The following is a 14179-nucleotide window of genomic DNA, read 5'->3' on the forward strand; positions in this document are numbered from 1 at the left end:
GGTCGGATCTTTGGGCCACTCAAGGGGTGAAGCCCCCGCCCCGCCCGTACCGTCGATGCCATGACGCATATCGACGCGGGCGCCGAGCTCGACCCGGTCCACCCGGTGGCACCGCCCACCGGACGCGCGACGGGTCTGACCGCCGCCGAGGTCGCCGAGCGGGTCGCACGCGGCGAGGTCAACGACGTACCCATCCGCAGCTCCCGGTCCACCACCGAGATCATCCGGGCGAACGTCTTCACCCGCTTCAACGCGATCATCGGCGTGCTCTGGGTGATCATGCTCTTCGTCGCGCCGATCCAGGACAGCCTCTTCGGCTTCGTGATCATCGCCAACACGGGCATCGGCATCATCCAGGAGCTGCGCGCCAAGAAGACCCTGGACGGACTCGCGGTCATCGGCGAGGCCAAACCAACCGTGCGGCGCGACGGCACGGCGGCCGAGATCTCCACCTCCGAGATCGTCCTGGGCGACTTGGTGGAGCTGGGTCCGGGCGACAAGATCGTCGTGGACGGTGAGGCGGTCGAGACCGAAAGCCTGGAGGTCGACGAGTCCCTCCTGACCGGTGAGGCCGACCCCGTCATCAAGAAGCCCGGCGACAAGATGATGTCGGGCTCCTTCGTGGTCGCGGGCGGCGGCGCGTTCACCGCCACGAAGGTCGGCCGCGAGGCGTACGCGGCGCAGCTGGCCGAGGAGGCGAGCCGCTTCACGCTCGTCCACTCCGAGCTGCGCTCCGGCATCTCCACGATCCTCAAGTACGTGACGTGGCTGATGGTCCCGACCTCGATCGGCCTCATCATCAGCCAGCTCGTCGTCAAGGACGACAACTTCAAGGAGTCCGTCGCCTACACCGTGGGCGGCATCGTCCCCATGATCCCGGAGGGGCTCGTGCTCCTCACGTCGGTCGCCTTCGCGATCGGCGTCATCCGGCTCGGCCGCAAGCAGTGCCTGGTGCAGGAACTCCCCGCGATCGAGGGCCTGGCCCGCGTCGACACGGTCTGCCTCGACAAGACCGGTACCCTCACCGAGGGCGGCATGGACGTCACCGAACTGCGCCCGCTGAACGGCACGGACGAGGCGTACGTACAAAAGGTCCTCGGCGCCCTGGGGGAATCCGACCCGCGGCCCAACGCGTCACTCCAGGCGATCATCGACGCCTACCCCGACAGCGAGGAGTGGCGCTGCACGGAGTCGCTGCCCTTCTCCTCGGCCCGCAAGTACAGCGGCGCCTCCTTCAGCGAGGGCGACGGCGACGACTCGACGTGGCTGCTCGGCGCCCCGGACGTGCTGCTGCCCGACGGTGACCCGTCCCTCGCCGAGATCGAGGACCTCAACCAGCAGGGCCTGCGCGTACTGCTGCTCGCCCGCGCCGCCGGTGAACTGGACGACCCGGACGTGGCCTCGGGGGCGCGCGCCACCGCCCTGGTCGTCCTGGAGCAGCGGCTGCGCCCGGACGCCGCCGACACCCTGCGGTACTTCGAGGAGCAGGACGTCAGCGCGAAGGTCATCTCGGGCGACAACGCGGTCTCCGTGGGCGCGGTCGCCGGGAAGCTGAGCCTGCCGGGCGCGGAGAACACCGTGGACGCCCGCAAACTCCCCACGGACCAGGGAGAGATGGCCGAGGCCCTGGACGCCAACTCCGTTTTCGGCCGGGTCACCCCGCAGCAGAAGCGCGACATGGTGGGCGCCCTCCAGTCACGCGGCCACACGGTCGCGATGACGGGCGACGGCGTGAACGACGTCCTGGCCCTGAAGGACGCCGACATCGGCGTCTCGATGGGCTCGGGCTCCGAGGCGACGCGGGCGGTCGCCCAGATCGTGCTCCTGAACAACAGCTTCGCGACGCTGCCCTCGGTGGTCGCGGAGGGCCGCCGGGTCATCGGCAACATCACGCGGGTCGCGACGCTGTTCCTGGTGAAGACGGTCTACTCGGTCGTCATCGCACTCCTTGTGGTCTGCTCGCAGGTGGAGTACTTGTTCCTGCCGCGCCACCTCACGCTCCTGTCCACCCTGACGATCGGCGTCCCGGCCTTCTTCCTGGCCCTCGCCCCCAACAAGGAGCGGGCCAAGCCCCACTTCGTACGAAGGGTCATGCGGTACGCGATCCCGGGCGGGGTCGTCGCGGGCGTGGCGACGTTCTGCACGTACCTACTGGCCCGGCACCACTACGAGGGTGCGGGCGCGCGGGAAGCCGAGACCAGCGCGGCCACGCTGGCGCTGTTCCTGATCGCCATGTGGGTCCTCGCGATCATCGCCCGCCCCTACACGTGGTGGAGGCTCGGCCTGATCTCCGTGATGGGTCTCGGCTTCCTTCTGGTGCTCACCGTGCCGTGGCTCCAGGACTTCTTCCAGCTGAAGCTGGTCGGCACGACGATGCCGTGGGTGGCGGTCGCGGTCGCGGCGGTGGCCTCACTGATCATCGAGGTCATCTTCCGCTGGGTCGGCCGCCGCTTTCCGGCGTAGTCGGTACTAGTTCACGTCGACGAAGTCGCTGGTCGACGTGACGGCCGGGGTGGTGGACGTACCGGCGAAGACGTAGCGGTAGTAGCCGTCCGAGGAGGCCGTCACGGTCGTCTTCAGGTTGCCCTTGGAGTCGGACGTGACGGTCTTGAGGGTGGAGTAGGAGGTCGCACCCTTCTTCTTGTACTGGAGCTTCACCGACTGCTTGGTGTAGCCCGCGTACTTCGAGGTGTCCCAGTTGGCACGGGTCAGGGCGCCGGTGACCGTAAGGGTCTTGCCCTTCTTGACGGGCTCCGGGGAGGCGTTGGTGGTGAGGCGGGAGTTGCGCTGGATGCTGGCGGAGCCGACCGTGTCCTTGCTGACGTAGTCGCCGTCATTGCCGATCGCGTACGCCGACACCTTCCACTTGCCGGCCAGGATGTTGCTGTAGAGGTCGAGCTTCGGGTCGGCCGTGATGTTGACCGTGCAGGTAGAGGTGGTCGCGTTGACTACCTTGCACGTGGCGCCGCCCTCATCGGAGAAAAGCAGGCCGTCTATGTCGCTCTCGACGTCCGAGCCGTGCCACATGGAGGCATCGGCGTCGTAGATGCCCTCGGGGTCGGTCGCCGTGATGGCGACGGTGAACTTCTTCTTCTCGGTGGTGCCGACCACGATGTTCTTGCCACCGTTGACGGTGACCTTCGTGATCTTCGTGTCGCCGAGGGCCTCGTCGGCCGGGGCGTTGGCGGCGAAGGGCGCGAGCTTCGGGGCGTTCGGCTCGTCGGCCGCCTGAGCGGCGGGCACGACGAGAGCGGACAGAGCCAGGGTGCCGGTCAGTACGGCCACGGTGGCACAGATGCGCATGTGTTTCCCCAGTTGGGAAGGGGCTCCGCGGTGCGTGGGGGCTGTCACGCGGGGCCCGGTGATCTAGGAGTCTGTTGACTCGGAAGATCAGACCCTCGACCTGCCCCCGCGGTTGTACGGGAAGTGAAGATTTCGTGACCGAGATATGGACGACGGCCTTCCGCGACTGCGCCCCGGGCCCCGAAGGGGCGCGGGGAACTGCGCGATCCGCCACGGCGAACCCGCACCCGACGACGAACAGGCGTCCCTCAAGGGGCGCGGGGAACTGCGCGAGCGACCACAACCCACCCGCGGACGGCGACGAACCGACAGCCCCCAAGGGGCGCGGGGAACTGCGCGAGCGGCCACATCCCACCCGCACCCGCGGACCCCTCAGTCGAACCAGCGATCCCGCTCCAACTCATCCGTCCGCGAGGGATCTTCGAGCAACGCGGCGACCTCGAAGCGCCGTGGCCACTGCCCCGCCGCCCAGGCGAGCCCCGCGGCCACGCCCTCCAGCGTGGCCGCATGGACCACACCGTCAGGCGTCCGCCGCCAGTCCAGCTCGACGCCACCCGCGTGCAGCTCCTCGTACTCGACGTACGTCCGAGGCGTCCCGGACCCGAGCAGAATCCGCACAGCATCCGGCACCGGATGCTCGGCCCCCTCCCCCGAGGGGTCAACCGCCGCCGTCTCGCTCAACCTCCCCACCTGGAACAGCTCGGCCAGGTCACCCGCCCTGCGGGGCTCCACGGGCAGCAGCGCCACACCCCCGGCCAGCGGCAACAGATCAGGCGCGTCGGCGACGACCGCGTCCGCCACGTCGACGACCACGACCTCCCCGTCCACCACGGCCCGCACCTCGTCCGGCAACGTCACCTGCTCCGGGTCCAGATCGGCCAGAGCCCCGTACAACGCGTGCAACTGCGCCGCCGAAACGGTCCTCTCCGGGTCCGCGAGCCGTTCGAGCAGCTCGGCCGCGCCGCCCGGCTCCGCGAGGAGCGCGGCGACCGACGTACGGACGCCGAGCGCCCGCAGCACCTGCTCGTCGTCGAAGCCGGACGCGTCGGCCGCGTCGTAGAGCCCTTCGAGCAGCGGATCGCCGCCCGACGCCCGCAGACCGGCGGGACGCCGGCCGCCGAGCACGGGGTTCCCGCGCAGCCACCACGCCGTGTACGAACGCACGCTCTCCGTCGTGCCGTCCGGCAGCAGGACCCGCAACGGCTGCGTCACCGCGTCCCGCAGCGGCGGGCGCGACAGCATCGCCAGGGCCTGCGGCCAGCAGTCGTCGTCGACCAGGTCCAGGTCCCGTACGGCGATGATCTCGGTGGCGACCGGCGGGACGGGAGTCTCCGGCAGCCGGTCGAGGGTGTCCTCGCACCACACGTCCACGGCATCGAGCAGCCCCGCGTCGTCGGGCTCGGCGAAGTCGCCCTCGCGCGGGTCGAGTTCATCGGGGTCGAGTACGACGTCCGTGGCGCGGACGAGCGCGAAGGTGGCGAGGACACCGCACGCGGCGAGAGGCTGCTCGCCCCAGCGCTCGGCGAGCTCGGCGTCCACCGTGGCGAGTTCGTCCTCGCGCATGACCTGGGCGAAGGGGCTGCCGGGGAAGACGAGTTCACCGGCGGGCGCGAGGTCACCGTCCTCGTCGTCGGGGAGGGCGAGCGCGCCGAGCCAGGGCTCGTCGCCGGGCGCGAGGTTCGCGTCACGGACGAGCGCGAGCACGATGTCCGCGAGCTCGTCGGCGTCCAGGGCGTCCTCGTCCCACGTGTCGTCGTCGAGCGAGGCGGCGACGGCGGCGCGGACCTGCGGGGTCGTCAGGACGGCGCGGGGCGTGGCGGGCAGGGCGCCGAGCTTCTCCAGGAGGGGGTGCACGGCGTCGGGGTGCGCGACCTTGAGGCCGAGACGGACGAGAGCGGCCGGGTCGCTGTCGTCGCCGATGACGGGCAGGAGGACCTGGCGGGGCCCGATGGTGGTACGGCCGTCGGCAAGGGGTACGGGAAGCCCGGTGAGCCGATCGGGATCGACACCGGCCAACGTCTCGTACAGCCGGTGCCACCAGCCCGGCTCCCGCTCCAGACCGGCGAGCCGGTCGATGGCCTCGGTCAGCGGTACGCGGGCGACACCGAGGGTGCGCAGCTCGGCGCGCCGCTCGAGTCCCGCGGGAAGCAGGCTGGGCAGGACGTCGGCGAGCACACGTACGGTGTCGGCGCCCGCGCCCTCCACGACCTCGGCGTCACGCGGCCGCAGCGCGACGGGGGCCTGCCACTCGGGTACGTCGGGGTCCTCTTGCGGTACGGCCTCCACCGCGGGCGGCAGGAAAGCCGTGCGGGGCAGCCGATCGAGGATGGCCTGGCGCAGGGCGCCGTCGAGTTCGCTCTTGCCGAGCGGGCCGGGGACGAGGCTGATGATGCCTTCCCCGACGGGCCGCCACGCGGCGAGGAGTTCGGCGTACGCGTCGGCCGCGCGCTGCACGAGGAAGTCGGTGAGGGGCCCGGGTGCCGCGTGCCGCCGGGTCGTGTCCAGCGGGAACGAGGCGATGAGCAGCGCGGGTACGCCGAGCGGCTCGTCGCTCGGGGTCGGCGCGTGCAGGACGGGGGCGCTGCGGGGGGCCTGCGGGGCACCGTCGCGGTCGGTGGGGACGGCCCAGGTGACGGACCAGTGGGGGCGCAGCCGCTCCTCGACGGGCCGGTCGGCGAGGAGGTCCTGCTCCAGACCGCCCTGGCGGCTGACGGTGCGCCAGCGGGTGTCGCCGTCACGGGTGTCGGAGACGTCCACGTAATCCGGCTCGGTGGTGCGGCGGAGGGTACGGGGGGCGTGGTCGCCGACCTGGACCACCACCTCCTCGAGCCCGGGGAGGGCGAGGAGGAGAGCATCGTCGATGTCGCCGAGCAGCCGCAGGACGAGGTCCTCGGCGGCGGCGTCCCGCAGGGGCAGGATGACGACGGTGTCGTATCCCTCCGGGGCGGAACCCTCGGCGGCGAAGGGCAGCCGCAGCAGGGGTACGTGGCCGTCGCGCCGGCGGATCTCGTCCCCCAGACCCGGGCTGAAGCGGGCGGTGTCGGCGGCGAGTTCGCGCGCCTCGCCCAGGGACCAGCGGACGCCGCCGGTACGCCCCACGAGGGCGGGCTCGTCGGAGACGGCGAGAACGGCGGCGAAGCCGACGCCGAACCGGCCCACGGCGCCGTTGCTCTGATCCTCCCGCTTGGCGGAGGCGCGGAGGGTGGAGAGGGATTCGACGCCGGTGGCGTCGAGGGGGGCGCCGTTGTTGGCGGCGGCGAGTACGCCGTCCCGGAGGGTGAGGGCGAGTCGTCCCGGGGCGCCGGCCCTGGCTGCCGCGTCGGCGGCGTTCTGGGCGAGTTCGACGATCAGGCGGTCTCGGTAGCCGCCGAGGGCGAGGTCTTCCTCGGCGTTCGCGTCCTCCCGGAAGCGGGCCGGGCTTGCCGCCCAGGCGTCGAGGACTCCCCGGCGGAGCCGTGCCGTGCCGAACGGGTCTGTGCCCTCGGCCGCCGGCCGCACGGTCTTGCTCACGGTGTCGTCTCCCTAGCTCGGTTCGCGGGGCGAACGGTACCGCGTCCAGCGGTTTCCCCTGGCGGGGGGCGTCTCGCTCCCCCGGGCCGGAGGCCTTCTTTCCCACCCGCCCGAGCGCCCCGCAGCACGAACCTTCACGTAGGAACCCTCGGCGGCACGAGGAGTCCCGACCTGCGGGCCGGTGGACACCTCCCCGCGCTCCGCGCGAATTTTTCCCACCCACCCACCCGATTGCCCCGTGGTGCACGGGGTGGCGTGGGAGGAATGTGCGTCTGCTGTCTGCTGTCTGCTGCGGGCCGACGCCACTCCGTGCCGCGCTCCGCGCGGATGCCTCCCACCCACCCACCCGATTGCCCACAGTGCGAACCTGCACGTAGGAACCCTCAGCGGCACGAGGAGTCCCGACCTGCGGGCCGGTGGACACCTCCCCGCGCTCCGCGCGGATTTCCCCCCGGCCACCCACCCGTGCACCCCGCAGCGCCAGCCTGCGCGTAGGGGCCTCGGTGGCGCGAGGAGTCCCTACCTGCGGACCGGTGGAGCCACCCCGCGCTCCGCGCGGGACTCTCCCGCCCACCCACCCGATTGCCCCGCAGCCAATCGATGCCGGGCAATCGGGTGGGTGGGCGGGAAATATCCGCGCGAAGCGCGGGCACGGAGCAACGCCGAGCCGCAGACGGACAGCAGACGCACACCCCTCCCACGCCACCCCGGGGTATCGGGCAGCCGGGCGGGAAAAATCCGCGCGCAGCGCGGCACGGAGAAGCAGCGATGCGCAGACGCAACACAACCCCGCCCCACCTACGCCACCCCGTGCGCACCACGGGGTATCGGGTGGGTGGGTGGGTGGGGGAGATCCGCGCGGAGCGCGGGCATGGAGGAGCGGCGAGCCGCAGATGTGAAGCGACCCCGTTCCACCTACGGCACCCCGTGCACCACGGGGCAATCGGGTGGGTGGGTGGGAGGCATCCGCGCGGAGCGCGGCATGGAGTGCCGCCGGCCCGCACGCAGACAGCAGGCCCCCGCCCCAGCCTCACCCGCAGGGAAAGCCCCGGCCAAGGACCCCCAGCGGGAGCTCAGCTGTGGCCCAAGTCCTCCGGCGCAGCCTCCAGCGGGACCGAACCCGAGTCGGGGGACGGGCGCAGGGGGAGGACGTCCACGCGGGTCTCGTCCAGGACCGGGCCGGCCGGCCGGGACGGCGTAGGCATCACGGCCGCCTCCGAGTGACCCCCGCAGCCGTAGGCGAGGGACACCACGTGCCCGTCCGCAGGACCGAACTCATTCGCGCACACCCCGAACGCCTGTCCGAGCGATCCGCCGATCGGGGCAAGGAAGCCGCAGCTGACGCAGGACGCGGGCGCCGCCTGCGCCATCGCCGTCTTCGCGCCGTGCGACTCCTCCCAGCGATCGGCCGCGGTGTGCAGGCCGTACCGGGACAGGACGCGCGCCCGGCGCATGCCGAGCTCGTCCGCGAGCGCCGCGATGGAGCCACGTGCCGGCGCCGCCGGCAGCTCGGCGGGCGAGCCCGCCGTCACTTCCGCGTCCTCCGCCTCGACGAGCTCCGCCATCTCCTCGGAGAACACGGAGTTCGGCGGCGGCTCCTCCTCGCCGGAGTAGCCGGGCTCCAGGCGCAGATCCTCCGCGTCCGTGGGGAGCAGGTCCCCCGGACCCATGTCACCGGGGCGCAGCCGCTCGCTCCACGGCACCCACTCGGGGGCCAGCAACGCATCCGGGCCGGGCAACAGCACCGTCTCGTCGAGCGTGACGACCTTGGCGCGCGAGGCGCGGGCCACCGTCACGGCCCAGCGCCATCCCCGGTAGCCGAATTCCTTGCACTCGAACAGGTGCGTGACGACGCGGTCGCCCTCGACCACGACCTCGACGTGCTCACCGACCACACCGGGCGCGGCGGCCTCCTCGGCCGCGTCACGGGCCAGTCCCACCGCCTCGGCGCACAGGCGGTCGGGAGTACGCGGGGTACGCGGGGTACGGCTTCGCGTTGTCGCTGCGCTCACAGGTATCGCTTCTCCATTACGCCGTCTCACGAGTGCGCCACCCATACGCGGGAGTGCGGACGGAGCGGACCAAAGGGCCGCGTCGACGTCCGCGCCCTGACGTCCTCGGGCGCACCTACGTCATCCATTCTGCGGGATGACCGAGAGGCGCGCGGCCAAGAACAACCGCCGCAGGCGCGCTACGCACGCTACCTTCTCCTGGCCTCTGGGCCTACACCGGCGTGCGGCTGCCCTCCCCACCGAGCAGAGCCTTTCGCCGCTTCGCGGCGTTTCTCCCGCCCACCCACCCGTACAGCGCGCCTTTAGGGGGCACTATGACGAGGTGGCAACCGCAAGGTCGTCGTCCCAGGGATACAGCGGACGAAGCTCGGTGCTGAACCGGGCCGCCCGCTGGGTCGGCCGCGCCCTGCACCTGCCCTTCACCGGCACGGCCCGCGGCATCCGCAAGGCCACGCACGCGCACGGCGCGGGCGAGTCGGGCCTCGGCAAGCTCATCGAACTGCACGCCGTGAACGGCGCGGGCGACGTCATGATCACCATCGCGCTCGCCTCGACGGTCTTCTTCTCCGTGCCGACGGACGAGGCCCGCGGCCGTGTCGCCCTCTATCTCGCCATCACCATGGCGCCCTTCACCCTCCTCGCCCCCGTCATCGGCCCCCTCCTCGACCGCCTCCCGCACGGCCGCCGATATGCGATGGCCGCCGCGATGCTGGCCCGCGCCCTCCTCGCCCTGCTGCTGTCCGAGGCGGTGATCACCGGGAGCCTGGAGCTCTATCCGGCCGCGCTCGGCGTCCTGGTCGCCTCCAAGGCGTACGGGGTCGTGCGCAGCGCCGTGGTGCCCAGACTCCTGCCCAAGGGGTTCTCCCTGGTCAAGGCCAACTCCAGAGTCACGCTCGGCGGGCTTCTCGCGACCGGTATCGCCGCTCCCATCGGCGCGGGGCTACAAGCCCTCGGCCCACGCTGGCCCCTCTACGGCGCCTTCGTGATCTTCATCGTCGGGATGTTCCTCTCCGTCTCGCTGCCGTCCAAGGTCGACTCGGCGAAGGGCGAGCACAAGGCGCTCCTCGCGGCCGACGAGGAACACTTGCATCTGCACGCGCGCGCCCAGGCCGCGTCGGACACGTCCAAGAAGCGGCGCCTGGGACTGCGTACGGTCGGGCCCGCCGTCACCCACGCCCTCACCGTCAACGCCGCCCTGCGGTGTCTGTCCGGCTTCCTCATCTTCTTCCTCGCCTTCCTGCTGCGCGAGGAACCGCTCGGCGGGCAGAGCGCCGCGGTGTCCCTGGGGATAGTGGGCGTCGCGGCCGGGGTCGGCAACGCGCTCGGCACGGCCGTCGGCGCCGGCCTCAGATCGCGGGCGCCGGAGGTCATCATCGTGACCGTCGTCGCCGTCGTCCTCGGCGTGGCCGTCACCGCGGCGGTGTTCTTCGGGGCGGTGGGCGTCGCCTGCCTCGGCGCCGTGGCCGGATTCGCGCAGGCCATGTCGAAGCTCTCCCTGGACGCGCTGATCCAGCGGGACGTACCGGAAGAAGTGCGGACCTCCGCCTTCGCCCGCTCGGAGACCCTGCTCCAGGTCTCCTGGGTGGTCGGCGGCGGAATCGGCATGGCCCTGCCGCTGAACGGGTCACTGGGGCTCTCGGTGGCCGCGGCGATCGTCGCCGTCGGCTGGCTCTCGACCGTGCGGGGCCTGCTCTCGGCGGCCCGGCACGGCGGGAAGCGCCGCCCGCGGGTGGCGTGAACCCGACAAATTGACAGGTGCGGCACGCCGCGACCCCCACGTGGCGGGACGGCACGGGGTGCCCGATAGCCTTCGCCCATGACCTCCCTGCTCCGCGGCGGAGCCGCACACGTTCTCAAGCCGGCACGCCGTCGCCGTTCCGTGGCCGCCCTTGGCGCTGTCTCCGCCGGACTCCTCGTCCTGTCGGCCTGCGACAAGCCGACGCCGCTGGCCACCGTCACGGTCGGCAGCGACTCGGTGAACTCCGAGGCCTCCTGCTACAACGACGGCAAGGAGATCTCGGACACCCAGCTCCAGGGCTGCCTCAAGGACACGGACGCCGAGTCCATCAAGGTCGACCCCGACGAGAAGGTCCGCTTCGGCGTCGACCCCGAGGTCGCCGACAAGGGCTGGACGCTCCTGATGAACGGTCAGCCGCTCACCGAGGCCAGCAACAAGACCTACGTCGTCATCCCCGGCAGCGTCTTCTTCAACCAGCAGTACGGCGGCGGCAAGAACTCCACCACCGTCGGCCTGCTCGAAGGCGGCAAGGGCTCCGAGGCCAAGGCGACCGGCCTGTGGTCGTTCAAGCTCAAGAAGGACGCCTGACTCCTCCCTTGGTGTCCGCCCCTCACGTCCTGGTGGCCACCGCCGTCCCCGCCGAACGGGACGCGGTGGCCGACCGGCTGCCCCCGCACATGGACGCCGTCGCCGTCGGGGTCGGCCCCGCGGCTGCCGCGGCGCACACGGCGGCCGCCCTCGCGCGCGCGCCGTACGACCTGGTGATCTCCGCCGGGATCGGCGGCGGCTTCGGGCCCGACGCGCCGCTCGGCTCCCTCGTCTTCGCCGACGAGATCACCGCGGCCGACCTGGGTGCCGAGACGCCGGACGGCTTCCTGCCCGTCACCGCACTCGGGTTCGGTGCCGTCACCCACGCGCCGCCGCTGTCCCTCGTACGGGATCTGGCCGCCACCTGCGGCGGTCTCACCGGCAGCGTCCTGACCGTCTCCACCGTGACCGGCTCCGCCGAGCGTGCCGCCGAGCTGCGCCGCCGCCACCCGCGGGCGCTCGCCGAGGCGATGGAGGGATTCGGCGTCGCCGAGGCGGCCGCCGCTTACGCACTGCCCGTCCTGGAGATACGCGCGATCTCCAACGCCGTCGGGCCACGGGACCGCGCGGCCTGGCGGATCGGCGAGGCGCTCGGCGCGCTGGGAGAGGCGTTCGGGAAATTCGCGCCCGTACTGGAGAGTTGGAAACGGCATGACTGAATCGCCCACGCAGGACGCAAGCACCGCGAACACCGCGGACACCCTGCAGATCGCTTTCTCGCCCTGCCCGAACGACACGTTCGTCTTCGACGCCTGGGCGCACGGCCGGGTGCCCGGCGCGCCCGCACTCGATGTCACCTTCGCCGACATCGACATCACCAACGGCATGGCCGAGCGCGGCGAGCTCGACATCCTGAAGGTGTCGTACGCCGTGCTGCCCTACGTCCTCGACGAGTACGCGCTGCTGCCCTGCGGCGGCGCCCTCGGGCGGGGCTGCGGACCGCTGGTCCTCACCCGGGAGGCCGGGACCGATTTGACCGGCAAGACCGTCGCGGTGCCGAGCGAGAAGTCGACGGCCTACCTGCTGTTCCGGCTCTGGGCCGCGGACACCCTGGCCGACGGCGTGGGCGAGGTCGTCGTGCTGCCCTTCGACCAGATCATGCCCGCGGTGCGGGACGGCAAGGTCGACGCCGGACTCGTCATCCACGAGGCGCGCTTCACCTATCAGAACTACGGGCTCAACTGCCTCGCCGACATGGGCGAGCACTGGGAGCGGACGACGGGCCTGCCCATCCCGCTGGGCGCGATCATCGCCAAGAGGTCGCTCGGCGCCGAGCGTCTGCGGCAGCTCGCGGACAGCGTCCGCACCTCGGTGCGGATGGCCTGGGACGACCCCGAGGCCTCGCGGCCCTACGTGCAGGAGCACGCCCAGGAGATGGACCCGGCCGTCGCGGACCAGCACATCGGCCTGTACGTGAACGAGTTCACGGCTGATCTGGGCGAGAACGGCCACGCGGCGATCCGCGGACTGCTGACGCGCGCCGCGGCGGAGGGGCTCGTACCGCCCCTCGCGCCGGACGCACTCGCGTTCCCCTGAGCCCTTCCCCTGAGCCTGCGGCCTAGACGTCCAGCTGGTCCGCCACCGCCCGGAGCAGGCCCGCGATCTTCGCGCCCGACGCCTTGTCGGGGTAACGGCCCTTCTCCAGCATCGGCGTGATGTTCTCCAGGAGGGTCGTCAAGTCCTGGACGATGGACGCCAGTTCGTCCGGCTTGCGCCGCTGCGCGGCCGCGACGGACGGCGTCGGGTCGAGGATCGTCACCGACAGAGCCTGGTCACCGCGCTGACCGGCGACGACGCCGAACTCGACGCGCTGGCCGGGCTTGAGTGTGTCGACACCTGCGGGCAGTACGGAGGAGTGCACGAAGACGTCGCCGCCGTCATCGCGGGAGAGAAAGCCGAAGCCCTTCTCGCTGTTGAACCACTTGACCTTGCCGGTAGGCACCTGAAGTCCTCGTCCTCGTACTTGTCGTCGTACGTCGTCGTACGCGTCGATGCCGCGGAAAACGGCTCTGGATAGCACTACAGCGGGTCGCCCGACCCGCCGGAACCAAGACTATTGGTCCGGGGGCCGGTGACAAGACGTCCCCGGATTCTTCCTTCGCGCTGGGAACTACCCTGGTGGGGTGCGTGACAAAACCCAAACGAATTCCGCCGGACCGGGCGATGGCCTGGTCCGTACCGGAGCGATCATTTTCTTCGTCGGCGCCGTGGCAACTCTGGTCACGGTGGCCCCACTGTTCCTCGGCACCGACCCCTTCCCGTCCATCGCGTACGCGGTGTGCATGCTGATGGGCGTCGGATTCGTCGTCGCCGTGGCGGGAGTGCTGCGCGGTATCGCCGTGCAGCGCCGTCAGGCCAGGTCCGCGGCCACTTAACCGCGGTCGGCGGCGCCCGCGACGTACGAGCCGAGCCAGGCCGGGAACCCCGACAGGTCGGTGAGCACGATGTCCGCGCCCGCCGCGCGCAGTTCCGCTGCGTCGCACGGCCCGGTGGCCACCGCGACGGAGAGCGCGCCCGCCGTACGCGCGCCGCGTACATCACCGGTGTGGTCGCCGACGTACACCGCCGCGTCGTGCTCGCGCAGCGCCTCCGCCTTCGCCTCGGCCCACAGCCAGCCGATCACCGCGTCGGCCTCGATGCCCAGGTGCGCCAGGTGGAGCTTCGCGTTCGGCTCGTGCTTGGCGGTCACCACGATCGCCCGGCCGCCGTGGGAGCGCACGGCCGTGACCGCCTCACGGGCTCCGGGCATCGCGAGCGTGGGGGCGATGGCGTATGTGGGATAGATCTCACGGTAGCGGTCGGCCATCTCCTGGATCCGCTCCTCGGGGAACCAGTGGCGCAGCTCCTGCTCCAGGGGCGGGCCGAGGCGGGTGACGGCGAGGTCGGCGTCTATGTACGTCCCGGTCTCGGCGGACAGCGCCAAGTAGGCCTCCCTGATGCCGGGGCGGGAGTCGATCAGGGTCATGTCGAGGTCGAAGCCGACCGTCAGGGCGCGTGACGTCATGCAGCCATTGTGCAGAGGCCCGAG

Annotated in this window: 11 protein-coding genes; 6 read left to right on the forward strand and 5 right to left on the reverse strand. The window is 71.6% G+C overall.

Features of this window, described 5'->3' with window-relative positions:
• Positions 1-60: 60 nt before the first annotated feature.
• The gene (locus tag ACZ5U5_RS22730) at positions 61-2463 is read left to right on the forward strand and encodes a cation-translocating P-type ATPase (protein ID WP_469024524.1); all 2403 of its coding nucleotides are present in this window, start codon (positions 61-63) and stop codon (positions 2461-2463) included.
• Positions 2464-2469: 6 nt separating this feature from the next.
• On the opposite strand, the gene ACZ5U5_RS22735 is transcribed toward ACZ5U5_RS22730, so the two are convergent.
• From ACZ5U5_RS22735 to ACZ5U5_RS22745, 3 genes are all read right to left on the reverse strand, one after another.
• Positions 2470-3303 (reverse strand): calcium-binding protein, encoded by an 834-nt coding sequence (locus ACZ5U5_RS22735; protein ID WP_469024526.1) that lies wholly within the window; start codon positions 3301-3303, stop codon positions 2470-2472.
• 372 nt (positions 3304-3675) lie between these two features.
• Positions 3676-6813, reverse strand: coding sequence for a sacsin N-terminal ATP-binding-like domain-containing protein (locus ACZ5U5_RS22740; RefSeq protein WP_469024528.1), 3138 nt, complete (start codon positions 6811-6813; stop codon positions 3676-3678).
• A gap of 1073 nt (positions 6814-7886) precedes the next feature.
• Complete coding sequence (locus tag ACZ5U5_RS22745; RefSeq protein WP_469024530.1) at positions 7887-8825, reverse strand: DUF3027 domain-containing protein; 939 nt, start codon at positions 8823-8825, stop codon at positions 7887-7889.
• A 373-nt stretch (positions 8826-9198) separates the two neighbouring features.
• Here ACZ5U5_RS22745 and ACZ5U5_RS22750 point away from each other — a divergent pair, with 373 nt between their 5' ends.
• The 4 genes from ACZ5U5_RS22750 to ACZ5U5_RS22765 all read left to right on the forward strand — a co-directional run bounded on the left by ACZ5U5_RS22750 (position 9199) and on the right by ACZ5U5_RS22765 (position 12687).
• Positions 9199-10563, forward strand: coding sequence for an MFS transporter (locus ACZ5U5_RS22750; RefSeq protein WP_469025006.1), 1365 nt, complete (start codon positions 9199-9201; stop codon positions 10561-10563).
• A 78-nt stretch (positions 10564-10641) separates the two neighbouring features.
• Positions 10642-11151, forward strand: coding sequence for a DUF2771 domain-containing protein (locus ACZ5U5_RS22755; protein ID WP_469024532.1), 510 nt, complete (start codon positions 10642-10644; stop codon positions 11149-11151).
• Positions 11152-11162: 11 nt separating this feature from the next.
• The gene (locus tag ACZ5U5_RS22760) at positions 11163-11810 is read left to right on the forward strand and encodes a futalosine hydrolase (RefSeq protein ID WP_469024534.1); all 648 of its coding nucleotides are present in this window, start codon (positions 11163-11165) and stop codon (positions 11808-11810) included.
• Complete coding sequence (locus ACZ5U5_RS22765; protein ID WP_469024536.1) at positions 11803-12687, forward strand: 1,4-dihydroxy-6-naphthoate synthase; 885 nt, start codon at positions 11803-11805, stop codon at positions 12685-12687. Before ACZ5U5_RS22760 ends, ACZ5U5_RS22765 begins: the two co-directional genes overlap by 8 nt.
• A 22-nt stretch (positions 12688-12709) precedes the next feature.
• Here the strand turns inward: ACZ5U5_RS22765 and ACZ5U5_RS22770 are convergent, their stop codons facing one another.
• Positions 12710-13093, reverse strand: coding sequence for a cold-shock protein (locus ACZ5U5_RS22770; protein ID WP_055701393.1), 384 nt, complete (start codon positions 13091-13093; stop codon positions 12710-12712).
• Between the two features lie 181 nt (positions 13094-13274).
• Here ACZ5U5_RS22770 and ACZ5U5_RS22775 point away from each other — a divergent pair, with 181 nt between their 5' ends.
• Positions 13275-13526: a hypothetical protein gene (locus ACZ5U5_RS22775; protein WP_469024539.1), complete on the forward strand. Its 252-nt coding sequence runs from the start codon at positions 13275-13277 to the stop codon at positions 13524-13526.
• On the opposite strand, the gene ACZ5U5_RS22780 is transcribed toward ACZ5U5_RS22775, so the two are convergent.
• Complete coding sequence (locus ACZ5U5_RS22780; RefSeq protein ID WP_469024541.1) at positions 13523-14155, reverse strand: HAD family hydrolase; 633 nt, start codon at positions 14153-14155, stop codon at positions 13523-13525. The genes ACZ5U5_RS22775 and ACZ5U5_RS22780 overlap by 4 nt on opposite strands.
• Between the last annotated feature and the right edge of the window lie 24 nt (positions 14156-14179).

It is taken from the genome of Streptomyces sp. NPDC033177 (assembly GCF_055577715.1).

Bases quoted from the DNA above. Each gene is read 5' to 3' on its own strand.
- ACZ5U5_RS22765 (WP_469024536.1), top strand. From the start codon at position 11,803: ATGACTGAATCGCCCACGCAGGACGCAAGCACCGCGAACACCGCGGAC.
- ACZ5U5_RS22755 (WP_469024532.1), top strand. From the start codon at position 10,642: ATGACCTCCCTGCTCCGCGGCGGAGCCGCACACGTTCTCAAGCCGGCA.
- ACZ5U5_RS22730 (WP_469024524.1), top strand. From the start codon at position 61: ATGACGCATATCGACGCGGGCGCCGAGCTCGACCCGGTCCACCCGGTG.
- ACZ5U5_RS22735 (WP_469024526.1), bottom strand. From the start codon at position 3,303: ATGCGCATCTGTGCCACCGTGGCCGTACTGACCGGCACCCTGGCTCTG.
- ACZ5U5_RS22780 (WP_469024541.1), bottom strand. From the start codon at position 14,155: ATGACGTCACGCGCCCTGACGGTCGGCTTCGACCTCGACATGACCCTG.